This is a genomic window from Terasakiella pusilla DSM 6293 (assembly GCF_000688235.1).
Taxonomy (GTDB): Bacteria; Pseudomonadota; Alphaproteobacteria; order Rhodospirillales; family Terasakiellaceae; genus Terasakiella; species Terasakiella pusilla.
Genome location: NZ_JHYO01000014.1, coordinates 23,296 through 42,824, shown reverse-complemented (window position 1 = coordinate 42,824; position 19,529 = coordinate 23,296). Strand labels below are relative to the sequence as shown.

16 protein-coding genes are annotated in these 19,529 nt (G+C 52.4%); 8 read left to right on the top strand and 8 right to left on the bottom strand.

The features are described 5' to 3' along the window. Nucleotides 1-119 precede the first annotated feature (119 nt). Genes Q397_RS0110985 through Q397_RS0110975 form a run of 3 tightly spaced genes read left to right on the top strand, consistent with a single transcriptional unit; the run spans nucleotide 120 to nucleotide 2,677 of the window. A complete protein-coding gene (locus Q397_RS0110985) occupies nucleotides 120-1,121 on the top strand; it encodes a glycosyl transferase family protein (RefSeq protein WP_028879467.1) in 1,002 nt (333 codons plus the stop codon). Next, complete coding sequence (gene cobA / locus Q397_RS0110980) at nucleotides 1,111-1,866, top strand: uroporphyrinogen-III C-methyltransferase (protein WP_028879466.1); 756 nt, start codon at nucleotides 1,111-1,113, stop codon at nucleotides 1,864-1,866. The genes Q397_RS0110985 and cobA overlap by 11 nt, the downstream gene beginning before the upstream one ends. Beyond that, entirely contained in the window at nucleotides 1,859-2,677 is an 819-nt protein-coding gene (locus Q397_RS0110975; RefSeq protein ID WP_028879465.1) for a CbiX/SirB N-terminal domain-containing protein, read from the top strand. The genes cobA and Q397_RS0110975 overlap by 8 nt, the downstream gene beginning before the upstream one ends. A 12-nt stretch (nucleotides 2,678-2,689) precedes the next feature. On the opposite strand, the gene Q397_RS0110970 is transcribed toward Q397_RS0110975, so the two are convergent. Next, a complete protein-coding gene (locus Q397_RS0110970; protein WP_028879464.1) occupies nucleotides 2,690-6,916 on the bottom strand; it encodes a hypothetical protein in 4,227 nt (1,408 codons plus the stop codon). A 267-nt stretch (nucleotides 6,917-7,183) separates the two neighbouring features. Between Q397_RS0110970 and Q397_RS24130 the strand changes: the two genes are divergently transcribed. Together Q397_RS24130 and Q397_RS24985 are read left to right on the top strand one after the other, a co-directional pair. Next, nucleotides 7,184-8,644 (top strand): S8 family peptidase, encoded by a 1,461-nt coding sequence (locus tag Q397_RS24130; RefSeq protein ID WP_169737991.1) that lies wholly within the window; start codon nucleotides 7,184-7,186, stop codon nucleotides 8,642-8,644. An 88-nt stretch (nucleotides 8,645-8,732) separates the two neighbouring features. Continuing rightward, complete coding sequence (locus Q397_RS24985) at nucleotides 8,733-10,163, top strand: hypothetical protein (protein WP_028879463.1); 1,431 nt, start codon at nucleotides 8,733-8,735, stop codon at nucleotides 10,161-10,163. Nucleotides 10,164-10,204: 41 nt separating this feature from the next. Here Q397_RS24985 and Q397_RS0110955 read toward each other — a convergent pair whose 3' ends face one another. Genes Q397_RS0110955 through Q397_RS0110945 form a run of 3 tightly spaced genes read right to left on the bottom strand, consistent with a single transcriptional unit; the run spans nucleotide 10,205 to nucleotide 12,673 of the window. After that, a complete protein-coding gene (locus Q397_RS0110955; protein ID WP_028879462.1) occupies nucleotides 10,205-10,720 on the bottom strand; it encodes a DUF934 domain-containing protein in 516 nt (171 codons plus the stop codon). After that, a complete protein-coding gene (locus tag Q397_RS0110950; protein ID WP_028879461.1) occupies nucleotides 10,707-12,365 on the bottom strand; it encodes a nitrite/sulfite reductase in 1,659 nt (552 codons plus the stop codon). The genes Q397_RS0110955 and Q397_RS0110950 overlap by 14 nt, the downstream gene beginning before the upstream one ends. 14 nt (nucleotides 12,366-12,379) lie before the next feature. Beyond that, on the bottom strand, nucleotides 12,380-12,673 hold the full coding sequence (locus Q397_RS0110945) for a DUF2849 domain-containing protein (RefSeq protein WP_038013566.1): 294 nt from the start codon (nucleotides 12,671-12,673) through the stop codon (nucleotides 12,380-12,382). 231 nt (nucleotides 12,674-12,904) lie between these two features. Between Q397_RS0110945 and Q397_RS0110940 the strand changes: the two genes are divergently transcribed. The 3 genes from Q397_RS0110940 (at nucleotide 12,905) to Q397_RS0110930 (ending at nucleotide 16,048) form a co-directional block, all read left to right on the top strand. Next, nucleotides 12,905-13,513 carry a response regulator transcription factor gene (locus tag Q397_RS0110940; RefSeq protein WP_028879459.1) on the top strand — a complete coding sequence of 203 codons (609 nt, stop codon included), beginning with the start codon at nucleotides 12,905-12,907 and terminating at the stop codon, nucleotides 13,511-13,513. A 299-nt stretch (nucleotides 13,514-13,812) separates the two neighbouring features. Beyond that, a complete protein-coding gene (gene aspS, locus Q397_RS0110935; RefSeq protein ID WP_028879458.1) occupies nucleotides 13,813-15,636 on the top strand; it encodes an aspartate--tRNA ligase in 1,824 nt (607 codons plus the stop codon). An 82-nt stretch (nucleotides 15,637-15,718) separates the two neighbouring features. Next, a complete protein-coding gene (locus Q397_RS0110930; protein ID WP_156950696.1) occupies nucleotides 15,719-16,048 on the top strand; it encodes a hypothetical protein in 330 nt (109 codons plus the stop codon). On the opposite strand, the gene Q397_RS0110925 is transcribed toward Q397_RS0110930, so the two are convergent. The 4 genes from Q397_RS0110925 to Q397_RS0110910 are packed head-to-tail and all read right to left on the bottom strand — an operon-like array spanning nucleotide 16,008 to nucleotide 19,425. Further along, entirely contained in the window at nucleotides 16,008-16,682 is a 675-nt protein-coding gene (locus tag Q397_RS0110925) for an HdaA/DnaA family protein (protein ID WP_038013563.1), read from the bottom strand. The two genes, Q397_RS0110930 and Q397_RS0110925, sit on opposite strands and share 41 nt — an antisense overlap. Nucleotides 16,683-16,684: 2 nt before the next feature. Continuing rightward, entirely contained in the window at nucleotides 16,685-17,749 is a 1,065-nt protein-coding gene (locus Q397_RS22080; protein WP_038013560.1) for an AI-2E family transporter, read from the bottom strand. Next, on the bottom strand, nucleotides 17,750-18,316 hold the full coding sequence (locus Q397_RS0110915; protein WP_240475060.1) for a CDP-alcohol phosphatidyltransferase family protein: 567 nt from the start codon (nucleotides 18,314-18,316) through the stop codon (nucleotides 17,750-17,752). It lies immediately after the preceding gene. Further along, nucleotides 18,313-19,425, bottom strand: coding sequence for a DUF2066 domain-containing protein (locus Q397_RS0110910; protein WP_028879454.1), 1,113 nt, complete (start codon nucleotides 19,423-19,425; stop codon nucleotides 18,313-18,315). The genes Q397_RS0110915 and Q397_RS0110910 overlap by 4 nt, the downstream gene beginning before the upstream one ends. Between the last annotated feature and the right edge of the window lie 104 nt (nucleotides 19,426-19,529).

The window sequence follows — 19,529 nt, the reverse complement described above, 5'->3', positions numbered from 1 at the left end:
GGAACTAAAGTATTAAAAATCTTTTGCAATCTTTTGCAAGGTTTAAACACAAAAAATCTCGACCTTGGTTTATTGCTGCTGCTAAAAGCATGTATAAAGAGTTCAAGAAAGTAAGAAACATGTCGCAAGAACATCCGTTTGCCCCCTATATCCGCATTATCGGTAAAGGCCCCCGTCTGTCCCGCCCGCTTACGCGTGACGAAGCCAAAGCCGCAACCGGAATGATTTTGCGCGACGAAGTGGACCCCGTCCAGCTGGGCGCCTTCCTGTGCATTTTACGGGTTCGCACCGAAGACCCGCAAGAAGGCGCAGGCTTTATCGATGCCGTTCGCGATCATCTGGATCGCCCCGATCGCTTGCCCGTTGTTGATCTGGACTGGCCAAGCTATGCTGGTAAAGTCCGTCAATTGCCATATTACCTGTTGGGTGCCCTTGCGTTGGCTGACAGTGGCATCAAAATCTTTATGCATGGCGTGGAAGGTCATACAGAAGGCCGCCTGTTTAGCGCCCAGACACTGCGCGAACTTGGCATTGCCCCCGCGACCAGCCTGTCTGATGCCGCCGACAAACTGACATCCGGCAACTTTGCCTATCTCAGTCTTGAGCACATTAGTCCGGTCCTACAGCGCATTATTGATCTCAAGGCTACCTTGGGCGTGCGTACCCCCGTCAATACCTTTGCCCGTATGATCAATGCACTGGACGCGAAAAACGTCTTTCAATGCATCACCCATTCTGCCTATCGCGAAATCCATCGTGATTGCGCAGACCTGTTGGGCCAGCGCATGTGCGTCTTTAAAGGCGAAGGCGGCGAGATTGAACGCAGACCCGCCAAACCCGTCACGGTTCAATATTTAATCGATGGCGAACGTAGTGAAGAAAACTGGCCTGCAACCCTAGAAGCCGACCATGCAGCCCATGATGACGTGATGGACATCACCCGCCTGAAAGCCATCTGGCATGGCACAGATACACACCCTTACGCCATCGCCGCACTCACAGGCACCATGGCCATTGCCCTGCGCCTGATGGACAAGGCGGACACCCCCGAAGAAGCTCAGGCCAAAGCAGAAGCTATTTGGGAGGCACGCAACAAGGACACCATCCCCTATGCAGGCTGATCAACATGAAAAAGGCCGGGTCATCCTTGTCGGCGCCGGTCCCGGCGATCCCGATTTACTGACCATCCGTGCCTTGCGCTACATCCAAAGCGGCGATGTGATCGTGCATGACCGTCTGGTGAGTGATGAAATTCTCGCCCTCGCCCCCAAGGATGTCAAAAAAGTCTTTGTCGGCAAAGCGCCCGGTCATCACATCCTTAAGCAGGAAGAAATTAACGAACTGCTGGTGGACCTTGCACAAGAGCACAAACTGATTATCCGCTTAAAAGGCGGCGACCCTTTTGTATTTGGACGCGGCAGTGAAGAAGCCGAACATCTGATCATGGCGGGCATTGATTATGATGTGGTCCCCGGCATTACCGCTGCTGCCGGATGTGGTGCAGCCGCCCGCATCCCATTGACCCACCGCGGCCTTGCCCGCAGTGTGCGCTTTATCACCGGACACCACAAAGAAGGCGCAGGTCTGGATATCAACTGGGCGTCCCTCAGCGATCCTGAAATGACGGTCGTTATTTACATGGGCCTTAAAAATCTGGATGCCATTGTTGAAAAAATGATCGAGGCCGGACGCGTGCCCACCACCCCCGCTGCGATTGTAGAAAATGGCGCGACGGACAAGCAGCGCATCGCCTACACCACCTTGCAAGATTTACCCAAAACCCGTACGGAAGGTGACTTCAAGCCGCCGTCTTTATTGATTGTCGGCCATGTGATTGAAATTGCGAAATTTTTGAACAATGTCTGAACGACTTAAAAACACCACCCTTATTATCGCCGGACACGGCTCCAGCAAAAGCCCGAATATGGCCCGTCCGGCACGCAAACACGCCCAGTACATCCGCGAAAAAAACATCTTCGCCGATGTGCGCACCGCCTTTTGGAAAGAAGAGATCCAGCTGAAGGATGCGTTAAACGGTGTTGAAAGCGACGAAGTCGTGATCGTCCCCAACCTTGCTTGCACAGGTCACATTAATAAGGTCGTCATCCCGCGCGAAATTGGGCTGGACGGGGCGCTGACCTTGCGCGGTACACAAAAAATCCATCTCTGTGAACCTGTAGGGGAACACCCTTCCCTGCCCAAACTGATTGCCGATCGCCTAAAGGTCGTGATGGAAGAACGCAAGATCGCGCCTGATGAAACCACGGTCTTTCTGGTCGCCCATGGCAACCCTAATCCCGAACGTCCCGCCTCCCACGATACAACGGTGATGATGGCGACACGGATCTATCAACATTATCAGACCCAAGCCATCCTCCCCGCCTTCATTGAAGAAAAGCCGTTTCTGCATGGCTGGAAAAACCGCACCACCAGCCCCAATGTCATCGTGCTACCCTTTATGATTGCCGCAGGCGTGCATGGGGCCAAGGACATCCCCAACTTTATTGGCGTTCAGCCCAATGAGGAGGAAGCAGAAAAGATGCGTGAAGACGGCATCCCTGCTGGCCCTTATATGATGGGGAAGCAGAAAATCTGGCTGATGCGGGCCATGGGATCACATCCGGGCATTGCCGATTTCATCATCGACATTGCCCTAAGGCGCTTGGATAAAGCGTAAAGTCCCCGCGACTTACTTCGGTTCCTGCCCCAAGCCCTGACAGAGTGTCAAATAGACCTTCCCGATATCGGAGCTATAGAACGTGTTCGCCAAAATACCGTGCTGATCGCGTTCCTTGGCCTGCCCGATCAACTGCTCAAACTCTTTCAAGTAACGGTTGGTGTAGGTTCTAAATGCTTCGTGGTCACGATATGCATCCTTAAGCGCATTCAGTTTGCTACGGTCTTTAAGGGCCGCAAGTTTCCGCACAAAGATGGAACGATCCCCACGGGTAAAGCGGCGCCATTCATCTTCTGAAATGCCGATTTCCAGTTCGCGGGTGATATCCACCCCAAGGGACTGCAACGATTCCACCACAAAGGCGTGACGGCGCATAAAGTCTTCCGCGCCGACCTTGCTATCCACTTCTTTCAGGTCTTTGCTCAGGGTCTTGGCGTGACGGTTCAATTCCCCCATCACCTTGGTCTGCTGTTCCAGCGCCTTAGCGGCGTCATGGGCTTCATGGGCCGCATCAGACCAAGTTTTGCGCAACAGTTCTGAACGGGTTTTCAGGTTGTCATCCCACGCGCCCAGTTTTTCCATCGCAAGATCGGACACCTGCTGCACATCCTGCGCGCGTTCTTCCAGGCTGTCGGTTGCGGCGTTGATGTCTTTCATGGACTTGTTCAGCGTACCGGACAGCTCGTCCATTTGTTGGCGAACCGCAGCACCGGCAACTTCGATACCTTTGCGAATTTCTTGCGTGCCGGCTTGGGCCGTCTTGGTCTTGCGCTCCAGTGACTTGCCCACCGCATCCAATTGCAACGCGCTTTTCTCGCCCAGCGACATGATCACTTTAGTGCGATCTTCCAACTGCTCTGCGGCTTGGAAAACATCGGCCAAGACCTGCTGCGCCACACCGGATACCTGATCGCCGCGTTCTCTCACCAATTCGCCCGCTTTATCAATACGCGATGCGGCTTTTTCAGAACGGCCTTCCAGCTGACCGATGAAATCCTGCATCGCCATAATGGCTTCTTTCATTTGAGACACGGTTTGATGGGTGACTTGTTCCACATGGTCGCCGCTACGTTCCATATTATGGGTAACGCTATTCAGCTGGGAATTTGCCTGATCTGTTGCAGCTTGGGCATCGCGGCTGGCTTTTTGCATATTCTCTGCAATCTGTGTCATCATCTTGGCAGCGCGATCCATGGACTGCGTCACGGTTTCCGTGCGCTCATCCAAGGTATCACCCAACTGATTGACACGGCCCAGCGCATAATCGGCAACTTCGTTCAGTTTAACCGACTGGCGGGTCAGTTCTTCACCCACCAGATGGACCTGGTTGCGGGCCTCGCTTGCTGCGCGTGTCATGTCATCGCCGCGTTTGGACAACATCTCGCCCATATCAAACAAGGTGCCTTGGGCATTTTGTGTCACCCCATCAAGGGTCGCCACATGCGAACGCAGTGTCTCACCGATCTGATCCAGACGGGACGCTGTTTTCTCGCTTTCATCCAAGGTACGCCGCGAGACAATTTCCGTCGTCTCCCCAACAGATGTGATGGTCTGACTGGACTTAACCGCCTGTGCCGCCAATTTATCGGCCTGATCTTCCAAGGCTTTGGACGCTTGCTCAACCGATTCAACGACCGACTGGGCTTGTGTGCCGACACGCTGAACACGCTTGGTCAGGTTAATACCTGCATCTTCAACGCGATGTTCCATCTCTGTGACAGTATCGGCCAGCTTGTTGCCTGCCACATCCGCGACCTCGTTTAGACGCAGGGCATGCGTTTCCAGATTTTCACCGATTTCAAAGACTTTTTTGCCCGCTTCATCGGTTGCGGTCATCACCGCGTCACGCTGTCGTTTGAAGCCAGAACCAACAAGTGCCATCAATTTGGCTGCGCGATCGGACGTGCTTGCCATTTCCACACCGCTTTGACGGATGGCGGCTTGCGCCGTTTCCAACTGGCTGGCAGCCTGATCCGCCGTTGTGCTGAGGGTAGACGTTTGTTGGTCAAGACGCGCAGAATAATTTTCCATCTGGCGGGCAGCGGCATCGGCGGTATTTTTCAAAGACCGTGTGCTGGTTTGCAGTGTCCCGTCCATCTGGTGCAGGCGTTCTGCCGTCCGTTGGCTGACCTGATCCAGCTCGTCGGTGCGATCATGCAAAGTCGCACTCACAGACTCCATACGCGAGGCAGCCTCGCTGGAAGCTTGGTCCAGATTATGTGCATGATGGGACAGGCGGCGACCGGCTTCTGTCAAGGCATCACGTGAAGACAGCGAAGTTTTTTGCAGGCGTTCGTGTTGTTCCGCCAATGTCTCACCCAACGCTTTGATAGAAGTGTCGGCATTGTCGGCACTGTCGCGCATTTCGTCCAGACGCTCCACCATCTGATCGCTTTGACTGCGGGCTTTTTCCCCAAGCAAGGTCACTTCCTGTGCGCTACGGCGCAGGCTGTCAGCCGCTTGCTCAATACTGCTCACGCCCTTATCGGACAGAACCGACAAGGTTTGGGAGCCATCATGCAACGCGGTTGTTACCGTCTGGATGCGACTGGCGGCATTGGTTGCAGAATCGATCAGGTCCAGCGAGCGTTTCTGTAAACGGATACCGGCATTTTGCAAACGTTGCTCCGACAGGGTGGACAGTTCTTCCAGCTCATCCATACGGGTACGCAAGACTTCGCCCGTCCCTTCAAGCTGTTGCCTCGCTTCTTCACCGACCATGGTGACATCCTGCCCGGCTTCCTTGATCTGTTCCTGAACCTGCTTGATTTCTTCCGTCGCCATATGGGCGGAAGAAACAGTCTCCTGAGTTGTGGCCTGAACCGCATCTGTCAGTTTATTCGTACGCTCCATCGCGCGCTCTGTTGCCGCATCCAGCTCACGCGCCTGCTGACGGAAGGCGTCGGATGTAGAGCGCATCCCCATCAAGGAACTATCGGTCGAATTCATTAGGCTTTGCGCGCTATCCTTCAAGGTTTCGCGCATATCACGGACGCGATCACTGACCTGATCCGCCGTTTTATTCAGATGGCTGGTCTGAGAAGAGAGATTATCTTGAATCTGACGTGTCTGGGTTTTGACAAGCTCAGACGTAGCGTTCAATTCCTTGAGCTGACGTTCAAAGGCTTTGCCCATCTCTTCGCCTTGCTCGCGCGCTTCTGCACTATGCTTTCTCAGGCTCAGGGTCTGAGTATCCAACAGCTCGGCATTTTTGGCGAGATTATCTGCTGCTTCCTGCGCCGTGGCGGACACACTGCCCATCGCCGTTGCCAGTAGATCCCCAATTTCCCCGCTACGCAGCTTTGCATCCTCATAGATGGTCTGGAGGTTTTTACCCTCGCGCACAAAGATGGAGGCGGTTTCCTTGGTCTTATCCACCACATTATCCGAAACCCGTTCCAATTCCTGCGAGCGACGTTTCAAGGTTTCTGCGATACCTTCGGTGCGGCTGGAAGCGCGTTCAGACACGTTGATGAGGTCATGGGCCTGATGATGCAGCACGTTGCCGACTTCACGCGCACGATCAATGGCGCGATCAGACACATCCAGCAAACCTTCGGCCTGACGGCGCAAGGTATCTTCGGCTTCGCGCGCTTTGATATCCGCTTCGTTCGACACTTCGGCCAGATCAACACTACGTTCGCGCAACATATCGTGGATTGCCCGCGATCGCACCAGTGCATCCTCGGACGCTTGGGTCAATTCCCGCGTTTGCCCGCGGATCGCATCGGTGATGGAACGCACGCGTTCTTCCGCCGTTTCCGACGGGTAGACCATGCGTTGCAGGTACCAGCGCAGGGCTTTGCTTTCATTTTCCAGCAAACGACTACGTTCAAGGTAGGCCGCGACCAGCCACAGCAACGCAAGCGGTGTTACAAACCCGGCTGCCAAACCACCGAGTTCATGAGGCATTAACTCACTCAGGGTCGACCAGCCAAAATAGGTTTCAACGTAATCATAAGCGCCATACAACCAGCCAACGGACAAGACAACCGCTGCCACAGTCAACAGGCGATAGCGCACATAAGCAGGCGGGGTCCAGTCTTCAGACGCCAACAATTCCACGTCGACCATACGATCGCCACCATCCAGCAAATAATCTTTTTGCAGGGGGGACAGTTCGGGCATGCCCTTCTTTTTCGCATCATCTTTGGGTTGCGAGGTTTGATCCGCCTGATTTTCTGCATCAAAAGCAACTTCAAACGAAGGGCCTTCCCGCTTTGAACCATCATTACTCATATCAAAAACTCTTACCCGAACTCCGACGAACGAAAAAAAACGCCACGTCTGTTCATAAATACTTTGCGGGTGCTAGACCCATCATTTACGATCAAAAACAACAAATTTGACAACTTAAAGAAACAGAAAAAAGTCACAAAAATGCATACATTAAGAAAATATACAGGATTTGGCGCAAAAATACATAGTTTTGCATTGTTTTTTTTAATTTTATTTCCCTTTGCGACTCCGCAGCTTTCCACGGCTTTTGCTCAAGATAACGACCAGTTGACAAAAGTCCTAAAAACCCCGCAAGAACCCGAAGCCGTGGCGGGTGAGTTTTTAATCTCCTTTAAAGATAAAAGCGGTTTTAACAGCCTCAGCCAAGACAAAAAACCTCAATGGCTTCAAACCCTTGACAAAGACGCAACGGTGGACACTTCCCTTTCCCTGTTCAACATTGCCCATGTCAAACTCTCCAACCCTACCGCAAGTGGAAATTGGGAAAATCTGGCAAACACACTCGCGCAAGACCCGACCATCGAAAGTGTCGAACCTAACTATATCCACTACATTCTGAATGACCGCCCCAATGACACCCATCTGGATCAGCTTTGGTATTTGCAACAAACTTCCGCTTTTAAGGCATGGGAAAAAGCCCGCCCGACGACAAAAGACGATATCATTGTCGCTGTCCTTGATACCGGCATCCAATATGATCACGAAGACTTAGCCGGCAACATCTGGCGCAATGACAAAGAAATCCCCAATAACCGTAAAGATGACGACGACAACGGCTATGTGGACGATGTCGTGGGCTGGAATTTTTATGACAATAACAAATTCGCCTATTCCTATCTCAACCCCTATCCGGTTGCAGGTACGGACCCAAACACAGGCCGCTTTTTATGTACCGCCCACCCCACACGCAAGTTATATGAAATGCACGGCACCCATGTGGCCGGAACTATCGCCGCGGTCAAAAACAACGCAACCGGCATTGCAGGGATTGCAGAGCGCGTCAAGATTATGCCCTTAAAAGTTATGGGCGGCCCCTGTGGTCAAGGGACCTCTGCGGGGATTATGCTTGGGCTACAATATGCCGCCGATCACGGGGCAAAGATCGTCAACCTCAGTCTCGGCAGTATAGCAAATTCTCCGCTGGAAAAACGCATGTACAAAGCCCTGAGTGATCGCGGCATCCTGATTGTCGCGTCCGCAGGCAACAATGCGTTTGACAATGACGACTTCCTCGCCAACTACCCCGCCAGCTATCCGGCGGAAGGGATTATCAGTGTCGCCGCGACCAAGCAAGACGACAACCTTGCGCGCTTTTCAAACTTTGGCAAAGTAAATGTGGACCTGGCTGCCCCCGGCGTCGAGATCCTCAGCACCATCCCTGACGGAACAAACGAAACCCCGACAAACAGCTACGCAGCCTTCAGCGGCACCTCCATGTCTGCACCGATCGTTGCGGGGGCTGCTGCACTTTTGCTTGCCCAAGACCCCAGCCTGACCAACCTTCAACTCAAGGCTAAACTCTTGCAAAGCGTTGATAAGGTCCCCGCCCTTGCAGATAAAGTCGCAACTGGCGGGCGTCTCAACATTGACAAGGCGCTGAGCCAACATCATGTGGTCGCAAAACAGCCCGAGCGCCCCTCACAACCAAGCCCAACGACACGTTCCGCCCCCGCAGACTTTGGCGGCATACTCGTCTTTGATCACCGGGAAAAGACCCAAAAGTGGTAGTTTCCCCTTGCATAGACACAAGTGAAATCGCAATATCCGCGTGAAAGATCAGGTCCTCTAAAAAAAACAATTAAAGGCAGAGATAGATATGAACAAAATAAAGGTCAGTTGGAACCGGCGGACATTCAAGCGTTTCGGCTTACCTCTTGGCGTCTGTCTGATGGCAGGGATGATCAGTGGCGCACAGGCGCAGACAGCCGCGTTCGATCCTTTTGCCCCCGATGCCATGGCCCCACAGGAGCCGAGCGCAAACCCTACAGCCCCCAAACCTGTTGCCCCCGTCTTGCCGCCCCGTCTCACCGCGTCCCCTGCAATACCACGACAAACAGGCGTGGCGCCTCCCGTCCCAACGGCGGCTCCGGCGGGACCGGCCCCAACCCATGTCGCCCCCCTGCCAGCACCAATTTTGCCCCCTGCATCAACCGCACACCCCACAGCGCCACAGGCACAGGCACAGGCACAGGCAGCACCTTTATCCGATCTTGAAAAACTGCAACGTCTGCAAAACACGCTTGGTCAAACGACCGATCAAGCAGCGGCAACACCGTTTGAGCAAAATACACTCTCCCCCACACAGCCCGTCGCGCCCCCAAAGGTGGCCACCCCCGCATCTAACGTTCAGACATCCCCGCCAGCCCCTGAGCCGCAACCGGCCTTAAGCCGCCCGCTTCCCAAACCTGTTCTTGAAGAAGTGGCGGAACCTGCCCCTAAAAGGCTTGCCCCCGATCCTGCCCCCGTGACAACGGCCAGCGCCCCTGCGCCATCAGACGGCACACTGCTGGACAATATCGGCAGCTTCTTTGGAAATCTGTTTAGCAGCAGCACAGACAGCGCCACACCAGAAGAAACGCAAACAAAGGACAGCAGCGCCCCTTCAAGCCCCCTTACTGAAGAAACCCAGCCCTCCGCGAAAAAAGCGCCTGAAAAAGATACCGTTGAAGACCAGTCTGCCCACCCTCAGGCTGTCACCATCGACCCCCGTTTACCCGCGGCCATCTTTGGTCTTGGGAGCGACGTTCATTTAGGGCAAAGCACCGCAAGCCTGAGCGAGCAAGCCCAGTGCTTTACCAAAAACCGCGGGATCGTCACCTACTGTATAAACCCGACCAAGTGGGCCTCTTCGCTTGAGCGTCACTTTGACGTTTCAACACACCTCTACAAAGGGGAAAAAGCGATTATCCAATTTGATGGTGACATCGCAACACGTCTATACGCCCTATTTAACAGCGAAGGCTTTCAGGAGATCACCCGCTATTTTGAAGAAAAATTCGGCCCGCCAACCCACCATTTCAGCCGAACGACCCGTACCCTGAAAAAGGGGGATGTCGACAATCCCACGTACGTCTGGCGCAAAGATAACGAAGTGGAAGGATTAACCGAAGTCTTTGAAATTCGTCAAATCGCAGACACGCGTGGGAGCCTACCGGACCTGCAGCGCGGTTCAATCCGTGTGTACTTTGAGGGGGCGCGTAGCATCTTTTCGCTGTCGTCCGATCTGGACTTTATGGAATTGCACTAATAAAAAACCCCTGAAGGACATCCTTACAGGGGCTTTTTATGTCAGCTGGCACCACGTGCCATTCGCTTTCTTTGTCGCAGGGACATAACCGTTTTACGTCCATCCCCTGTCGGCTGGTAAAAGGTCGTCATTTCCTTTTGCGCATCCAGCCAGATCTGCAAGGCTTTTTCATCCGGTGCTTTGATCTCAAAAGCATCAAAGCCGCAACGGTGCATCAACAAAACCTGATCGCGCAGCACATTACCAACCGCGCGTAGCTCGTCTTTATAGCCATGACGTTCACGCAACAAACGCGCATAGCTATAGGCACGCCCATCGGTAAAGGCGGGAAACTCAAGTGCAATGACCTGAAAGAAAGACAAGTCCTGCAAAATCTGCTCAGGATTTTCATCACTTTTCAGGCAGACCCCAACTTGTCCCTTACGGGCAAGCAAAGCGTCGCGATCTTCTGTCCAACGGGTCAAAGACACCAGAATATCGCCCGCAGGTAAATCGCCTTCATCATCGACTTTTACCCAGCTATCTTTGACAACAAGGTTATTTTTAACGAGCGCCATAGAGTGCCTCCTTAAACGGCGTTTCCCCGACACGGTTGAAGGCATCAAGGAAGGTTTCCTCTTTGCTTTCCCGCAAGCCCAGATAGGTGTTGATCAGTGTTTCCACCGCATCGACCACCTCGTCCGTGGACAGGCCAGCGCCGACGATTTTACCAATTTTGGCATTTTCATCCGCACGCCCCCCAAGGGTGATCTGATAGAATTCCTGACCTTTTTTATCAACGCCCAAGATGCCGATATGACCGACATGGTGGTGGGTACACGCATTGATACAGCCGGAAATCTTAACCTGAACTTTCCCGATTTCATGCTGGCGATCCAGTTCCCCGAAACGCTCAGAAATACGTTGCGCCAAGGGGATGGAGCGTGAATTTGCCAACGCACAGTAATCCAGACCCGGACAGGCAATCAAATCGGTGATTAAGCCGGAGTTCGGTGTTGCCAGACCATATTCATCCAGCTTCAGCCAAACAGCATACAGATCATCACGCTTCACATGGGCCAGAACAAGGTTCTGTTCATGGGTGGAGCGAATTTCACCAAAGCTGAACTGATCGGCAAGGTCTGCAACCACATCCATTTGCGCATGGGAGATATCGCCCGGAATACCGCCAATGGGTTTCAGGGAAATATTGACGATCGCATAGCCTTGCTGCTTATGTTCGCGCACGTTGTTCTGCACCCAGTAAGCAAATTTCTCATCCTGACCGACTTTCTCGGAGAACGAAGAACTCAGGGCAGGCAAAACGTCAAACGGTGGCGGCGTGAAGTGAGCCGAGATTTCCTCGATCTCTTCCGCAGGCAAATGCAGGGCACTATCGCGGATTTCTTCCCATTCTTTTTCCACCAGCTCGGCAAATTTCTCGGCACCGATTTCATGGACGAGAATTTTGATACGGGCTTTATATTTGTTATCGCGGCGACCAAACTGGTTGTAAACGCGCAAGATCGCTTCCAAGTAAGACAGCAAATCTTCTTTCGGCAAAAACTCACAGATGGTTTTACCGATCATGGGCGTGCGGCCCAGACCGCCACCAACCATCACTTCAAAGCCAAGCTCGCCTTGTTCGTCGCGGCGGATGCGCAAGCCAATATCATGGATCGCAACCGCAGCACGGTCATTCGGCGCGCCAGTCACAGCCATCTTAAACTTACGCGGCAGGTAGGTAAATTCCGGGTGCATGGTTGACCATTGGCGAATGATCTCACACCACGGGCGCGGGTCTTCCAGCTCGTCAAACGACGCACCGGCATATTGGTCCGTGGTCGTGTTACGAATACAGTTGCCGCTGGTTTGGATCGCGTGCATCTGTACCTTTGATAGTTCGGTCAAGATGTCGGGCAGATCAACCAGTTTGGGCCAGTTGAACTGAATATTCTGGCGCGTGGTGAAGTGGCCATAGCCTTTATCATAGTTGCGCGCGATATAGGCAAACTGACGCATCTGCGCAGAATTCATGGTCCCGTACGGAATGGCCACACGCAGCATGTAGGCGTGGAGCTGCAAGTAAACACCATTCATCAGACGAAGCGGGCGGAATTCTTCTTCGCTTAGTTCACCACTGAGGCGACGGTTCACCTGATCGCGAAACTGTTCGATACGTTCATCGACCAGCTGCTGGTCGTAATCGTCATACTTATACATAATCCGAAATTCCTTTATTTCGCCTGATAGCCCAGATCGGGGCGCACAGAGGGGCCAAGCGTGCGAATTTGTTCACGATACCGAACAGGGGTAATCTTGCCGCCCTGCTGGTCCACATCAATCAGATACGGGCCGACCACAATCAATTGATTATCGGCATTTGAGGCCGTGGCCAAAAGCGTATCCGCTTCTTCACCCTTTTCGACAACTGCCGCTTCTGTAATGGACGCCGACCAGTTGGCATGTGTGTCAAAAAACACCGCCAGACCATCGTCCAATCGATTGGCTGTAATGACTTGTTTGGTCATATTAAAAGCCCTTCTCCTTATAGCTTTCCCTGCGCTTAACGCATTTTCTGCATCTTATATGACTCTGCCGTCCTAATTAGTCAATATTTTTTGTTAATTATTTTTAATATACATTTTAATTTTGTTTAATAAATTAATTAGAGACTGTTGATAGTACCCCCTTGATTAATGTGTCATTTTGTTGGAATTTAGAGCACTACCCTTAAGGAACAATACTGAGGATCGTTCACCGTGAGCCAGACTACAATTTATCTTGTTGATGATGATCAAGACTTGCTGGACTATCTGGCAACTGCCATGAGCACAGATCAACACAAAGTGGTGACCGTTTCTTCTGCAACAGAATTTTTACAGTCTGCACAGAAAATCACCGACAGTGGCTGCGTTGTGCTGGACGTTAATATGCCGGAAATGACGGGCCTTGAATTGCAAGCAAAGCTAAACGAGATGCAATTCCCCTTGCCTGTTATCTTCCTTACGGCCCATGCAGATGTCCCCATGGCTGTCAAAGCTATGCAGGCCGGTGCCGCGGACTTTATCGAAAAACCTGTTCAACCCGCAGAACTGTCTGCCTGTATCAGCCGCGTTTTGGATACACGCCAAACGAATCTTCCTTACAGCGACTGTGTGGACTCGATTAAACAGGCGGTTGCGGACCTGACACCACGCGAACGTGAGGTCATGCACCTGATCGTGCAGGGTGCCTCCAACAAAGAAGCGGCACAGTCACTGGATATCAGCCCACGCACAGTCGAAATTTACCGTGCGACGGTCATGCGCAAGATGGAGTCAGCCAATCTGCCTGACCTCGTCCGCAAAGCCATTGCCATCGGCTTATAAAATATAAGGTTTCTGCTTTCCCTACCCTGCTTTATGCAGGTTGTTTTGGCACCACGACCGCCGCGGGGGGAACAGAAACCTTTTGCACCGCTTCCCTTAGCTATTCAAAAATTTCCGCCGCATCGTCCGGAAATTTTACGCGTGCCCCGCATCTGCTGCTCTGCGGTCAAAATACAAATAAACAGGGCATTTTATTACCATATTGCTTGACAGTTGCCCCTCTTAAATGCGATTTCACGCAGTCTAGATTTCGAAACTAGTGACCTTATTATTCCTTATCTTAAAGAGACGAGCGAAAGATGCATCCCTATCGCACACATAAATGTAACGAACTGCGCACAGAAAACGATGGCGAAGTAGTACGCCTCTCCGGCTGGATTCATTCCAAGCGCGACCACGGTAACCTGCTATTCATCGACTTGCGTGACCATTATGGCATTACGCAATGTGTCATCGATGTCTCTTCCGATCTGTTCAAGATTGCAGAAAGCGCCCGCGTTGAGAGCGTCCTGACCGTCACAGGTAAAGTGGTTAAGCGTACAGCCGCAACCATCAACCCCGACTATCCGACAGGTGAAGTCGAAGTTTACATGGACGAGCTGGTACTGGAATCCGCTTGTGACGTCCTGCCGATGCAAGTTGCCGGTAGCGAAGAAGCCGGCGAAGAAATTCGTCTGCGTCACCGCTTCCTTGATCTGCGCCGTGAGAAGCTGCACAACAACATCATGCTGCGCTCAAAAGTGATCTCTGAAATCCGCCGTCTGATGACTGCGCAAGACTTCATGGAAATCCAGACACCGATCCTGACGGCGTCTTCCCCCGAAGGTGCGCGTGACTATCTGGTGCCTGCACGTAACCATCCGGGCAAATTCTACGCCCTGCCGCAAGCGCCGCAACAGTTCAAGCAGCTGTTGATGGTGTCCGGCTTTGACCGTTACTTCCAAATCGCACCGTGTTTCCGCGATGAAGACGCGCGCGCGGATCGTTCACCGGGTGAATTCTATCAGCTCGACTTCGAGATGGCTTACGCGACACAGGATGACGTTTTCAATGCGATCGAGCCGATCATGCATGAAATCTTCACCAAGTTCGGCAACGGCCGTGAAGTGACACCGCTGCCATTCCCGCGCATCGCTTACAAAGAATCTATGCTCAAGTACGGCTGCGACAAGCCGGACCTGCGTAACCCGATCCTGATCTCCGACACAACAGAGCCGTTCCGTGGGTCAAACTTCGGTTTGTTTGCGAAACTGGTTGATCAAGGCAACGTGGTTCGTGCGATCCCGGCACCGGGTGCTGCGGGTCGTCCGCGTTCCTTCTTCGACAAGCTCAACAACTGGGCACGTGACGAAGGCAAAGGCGGCTTAGGCTACATCGCCATCGCTGAAGACGGCACCATGAAAGGCCCGATCGCGAAAAACCTGGATGAAGATCGCGTCAAAGCCATCATGGACACCTGTGGCCTGTCAAACGGCGATGCTGTCTTCTTCGTCTGTGGTAAAGAACATGAAGCCGCGTCTTTCGCTGGCGTTGTGCGCACACGCGTTTGTGACGAACTGGAACTGCTGGATGCGAACAAGTTCGACTTCTGCTGGGTTGTTGACTTCCCGATGTACGAACTGAACGAAGAAACCGGCAAGATCGATTTCTCTCACAACCCGTTCTCTATGCCACAAGGCGGCATGGACGCGTTGGAAAACCAAGACCCGCTAGACATTCTGGCATGGCAGTATGACATCGTTTGTAACGGTATCGAGCTGTCTTCCGGCGCGGTGCGTAACCACAAACCGGAAATCATGTATAAAGCCTTCGGTTTGGCTGGCTACGATGCAGAAGTTGTCGAAAAAGAATTCGGCGGCATGCTGCGTGCGTTTAAATTCGGCGCGCCGCCGCACGGTGGTTGTGCGCCTGGCATTGACCGTATGGTCATGCTGTTAGCGGATGAGCCAAACATCCGTGAAGTTATCGCCTTCCCGATGAACCAGCGTGCGGAAGACCTGTTGATGCAAGCGCCAAGCGAAGTATCACCAGAACAACTGCGCGAACTGCACATCAAACTCAACCTACCGAAAGAAAAGGTAAAGGTTGAAAAAACAACGGCTGCTCAAGATACGTCAGAATAAGACAACCAGCCTCTAAACAATAAAAAAACAAAACACGCGATCATCCAACGGGTGGTCGCGTGTTTCTTATAAAGCCGAGATATTGAACCTACCTATTAAGCTCAAGACAATCCTAAGTCTTGGCGTGCTGTCGCTTTCCCTAAGCGCATGTGCCGCCCCGCCTGCCCTTCAATTGCTCTCTCTTGCCATTGACGGGATTTCCTATATCGCCACAGATAAAACCCTTGCAGATCACGGTCTGTCTGCGGTCTCTCAACAAGACTGCAAGATGCTGAGAACCTTCCAAGGCGAAGATATTTGTATGGATGAAAATGCTGACCAGCCCCCGCAGGACCAGCCTTTAGCCGTCACAGACAGCGAAGAGAAAGACGCTATTCTTCTTTCTGAAAAACGGAACGCACCAACGGAATAGTGATTTTGCGTTTCTGTGATAAGGACTGTCGATCGATCTCGCTCACCAACCGACGAGCCTGATCGAACGACCGTTCCATCCGGCTCAGCATATAAGTGCTGACCTCTGGATCGATCTGGATCTGTCGATCACTAAACAGCTTGACCACAATCGCCAACATCAGACGATCATCCGGCTGACCGATTTCAATCGCGGGGGCTGTCCCCAAGCGGGATTTCAGGTCTGCTAAGCTCACATTCCATTGTGCCGGGGCTGTCTTTGCCGTAATCAACACATGCGCGCCATTTTCCTTGGCGGAATTGAACAGGTGAAACAACGCCTGTTGCTTGGTGTCGATCACTCGCTCGATATCATCGATCACCCCGGCCTTCGCCGCACCCATCATCTCGTAGGGATCATCACTGTCCAGATCGATGAGGGCCGCGCCTGTTGCCTCGCGAAACACTTCTGCAAGGTGTGTCTTGCCACAGCCTGCTTCCCCATAAATCACGGTGAAAGGGGACGGCCAGTCAGGCCAACGGTCCAACCATGCAACCGCCTGCGCATTACACTCACTCACCAGAAAATCTTCCCCCGACATGGACGGGCGAAAATCAAAATTCAGGGGAAGTTGCGGGCTTTGGGTCACAGTCATGCTCAGTTGGTATCCTTGGACGCATACATCGCACTATTCAGGTACTGTTTCAAACCAAAACGTACAAGTACGCCGATAACCGCCGCAACCGGCACCGCCAACAAAATACCGGTAAAGCCGGCAAGACTGCCGCCTGCCATCAAGGCAAAGATCACCCAGACCGGATGCAGCCCGACCTTTTCCCCCACCAGTTTGGGTGTCAGGAAATTCCCTTCCAGCATTTGTCCAACACCGAAGACACCTGCAACAATAGCCACCTGCACCCAATCGCCAAACTGCACAACCGCAATCGCAATCGAGACACCAAAGCCAACGATGGTCCCAAAGTAAGGAATAAACGAAATGATACCGGCGCCCAAACCGACCAACAGGCCAAACTCCAGCCCCAAAACCGTCAGGCCAATGGCGTAGAAACTCCCCAAAATCAAACACACGCTCGCCTGTCCGCGCACAAATCCGGCAAGGGTTTCGTCAATCAGGGTACATTGCTCGCGAATGACCTTGGCATGGGCACGCGGCAACCAGCCATCAATGCGCGCCACCATCACATCCCAATCACGCAACATATAAAACGTCACCAACGGCGTCAGTACGATAATAGAGATCAGATCAAAAATCGCGGCACCGCCGCTTAAAACCTTCTCGATCACTTTTGCAACCACATCCAGTGCCTGCTTGGTGAAGGAAGCCGCCGTCGCGCCCATTTCCTTCAAATTGGTATCTGACACACCGGAGAAAATCTGGGAAATCACGGGTTCGGTGAAGGTGCGCAGATGTTCATAATAACTCGGCACCCGTTCGGCAAAGCCCAGAATCTGCGTACTGAGAATCGGCAAGATCGTAGAAACAAGCCCAATCATCAGCACAAAAAACAGCACCGTGATCACACTCGTCGCCCATAGGCGCGACAATCCCCAGTCTTCCAAACGGTCCGCGATGGGATCGACAAAATAAGCAATCAGCATCCCGGCAACAAACGGGGTCATCACCCCATGAAACACGTACAGAAAGGCAATAAATATAGCAAAACCGAAGGCCCAAATCTGAAGCTGTCTTTTGGCTGTCATTTATCCATCCCCATTGGCTTGTGCGATCGTGTTTCCCCATTGATACAAATAGATTGCGCCCGACCACATCGTTGTCAAGGCCGTCCCATAGACCAGAACGTCGACAAACACATCCATGTGCACGACCTCCAGACCTTGTATCCCCAACACAAATGCCGCCAGTATAATCTGTACCGTCGTATTAATTTTGCTACTAAAATTCGGTGCCATTTCCAGCTTATGGGTCACAACTTCCAACAAAGATGCGCCGACCACAATCCCCACATCACGAAAGACCACCATAATCACCAACCATATGGGCAAGAACCCCTGCACACCCAAGATTACGAAGATACTCACCAGCATAAACTTATCGGCAATCGGGTCGAGAAAAGCACCGATCCGGGTGTACGCGTTCATTTTTTTTGCTAGATATCCATCCAGCCCATCACTAATTCCCGCCAAAATAAACAGCCAGAACGCCAGATCAAACTTCTGGATCAAGACCAGCCAGACCAGCACCGGGACCGCAAAAATGCGCCCCAACGTTATGAGGTTTGGAATATTCAGCCAGACGGTTTGGCTCACTGGGGTCGACCTTGTCTTAAATTAATCAAGGACCAGCTTTCACCGGAAACGGTCAAATCCAAATCAACCTGTCGCAACGATCCGATCAACTGATCCAGATCACCAATAAAATGCAGGTTAATTTGCACCGTATCACGCGACAATAAAGCCAACTCGACCCGACGAACCACCGCGACATTTGACAGACGTTTCTTTACATCAATCCATTCGTTCAATCCGTCGATCAACAGATTGACAGGCAAAATACCATCCACACCAAACTGAAGGACGTTATCACGCTTCCAGCTTTCCTCCAGCCCATCGCTCACCGATGAGGCAATACGCTTTAAAAAGGCGTCTTTGCTTTCCTCAGCCCCGCGTGTAATGCCAAGGCTGGTATTGCGGTCCTGCCCTTTTGCCCCCAATCGTGTGGTGATCAGATCTACATCCGTCGGCTCGCCATTGCCGTTTCGACTGGCGACAACAAGGCGGGCCACAACCACTGTATTTACGTCATAGCGTTGCGCCATGGTCTGCAGTGCTGCTTCATCCATATCAGCAGCCTGTTGCGCAGACAGGCCAGAAATGTCCGCCAGATCCCCTAAGGGCAAAACAACCGGCACCAATCCGTTTTGGAAGGACAGTGAGCTCCAGGCCCCACTCCAGGGGTTTGGCTCATCCCACAAGGACAAGCGACCATTATCGTCATACAGCGCAAGAACCAACACGGGCTTGCTGATGGTTTCCGCAAAGGACAGGCCGCGGGCCTTCAACAGATCGCGAATCGCCTCTTCTTTAAAGTGGTAACTCAACGTGGCGAGATAGCGAACGGCGGATGTTTTTTCTCCTGAAATTGAAAAATCCCGAATGTACTGAGCCTGATTTGCAGGTTCCACCCACGGCAGAAAGTCGCGATCCGCTTTCAAGGTCAGACGCTTTAACAAGGCCTCGAACGCTTTATTCTGCCCTTCACGCAAAGCCTGACGGCGCGCCTCTGTGACGTTGTCAGCCGTGACATCCACATAGATGCCTTTGATTTCAAACGGGTTTGCCGCTTCAACCGTCGCCGTGTTCACAAAAACTGCCGTCACGATTGCAGCTAAAACGAAAAACTGTTTAACACTATTCATCTTTTCTCACCAAGCTTCAGTACCGACCCGTAGTTTTGCCCTGTTTTACAGATGGATGCAAGACATAGGGACGAACAGCGCTCGCGTCATAAAAGAGTAATCGC

Coding starts and splice junctions, on each gene's coding strand:
- Q397_RS0110985 (WP_028879467.1), top strand. CDS start 120: ATGTCGCAAGAACATCCGTTTGCCCCCTATATCCGCATTATCGGTAAA.
- cobA (WP_028879466.1), top strand. CDS start 1,111: ATGCAGGCTGATCAACATGAAAAAGGCCGGGTCATCCTTGTCGGCGCC.
- Q397_RS0110975 (WP_028879465.1), top strand. CDS start 1,859: ATGTCTGAACGACTTAAAAACACCACCCTTATTATCGCCGGACACGGC.
- Q397_RS0110970 (WP_028879464.1), bottom strand. CDS start 6,916: ATGAGTAATGATGGTTCAAAGCGGGAAGGCCCTTCGTTTGAAGTTGCT.
- Q397_RS24985 (WP_028879463.1), top strand. CDS start 8,733: ATGAACAAAATAAAGGTCAGTTGGAACCGGCGGACATTCAAGCGTTTC.
- Q397_RS0110955 (WP_028879462.1), bottom strand. CDS start 10,720: ATGGCGCTCGTTAAAAATAACCTTGTTGTCAAAGATAGCTGGGTAAAA.
- Q397_RS0110950 (WP_028879461.1), bottom strand. CDS start 12,365: ATGTATAAGTATGACGATTACGACCAGCAGCTGGTCGATGAACGTATC.
- Q397_RS0110945 (WP_038013566.1), bottom strand. CDS start 12,673: ATGACCAAACAAGTCATTACAGCCAATCGATTGGACGATGGTCTGGCG.
- aspS (WP_028879458.1), top strand. CDS start 13,813: ATGCATCCCTATCGCACACATAAATGTAACGAACTGCGCACAGAAAAC.
- Q397_RS0110925 (WP_038013563.1), bottom strand. CDS start 16,682: ATGACTGTGACCCAAAGCCCGCAACTTCCCCTGAATTTTGATTTTCGC.
- Q397_RS22080 (WP_038013560.1), bottom strand. CDS start 17,749: ATGACAGCCAAAAGACAGCTTCAGATTTGGGCCTTCGGTTTTGCTATA.
- Q397_RS0110910 (WP_028879454.1), bottom strand. CDS start 19,425: ATGAATAGTGTTAAACAGTTTTTCGTTTTAGCTGCAATCGTGACGGCA.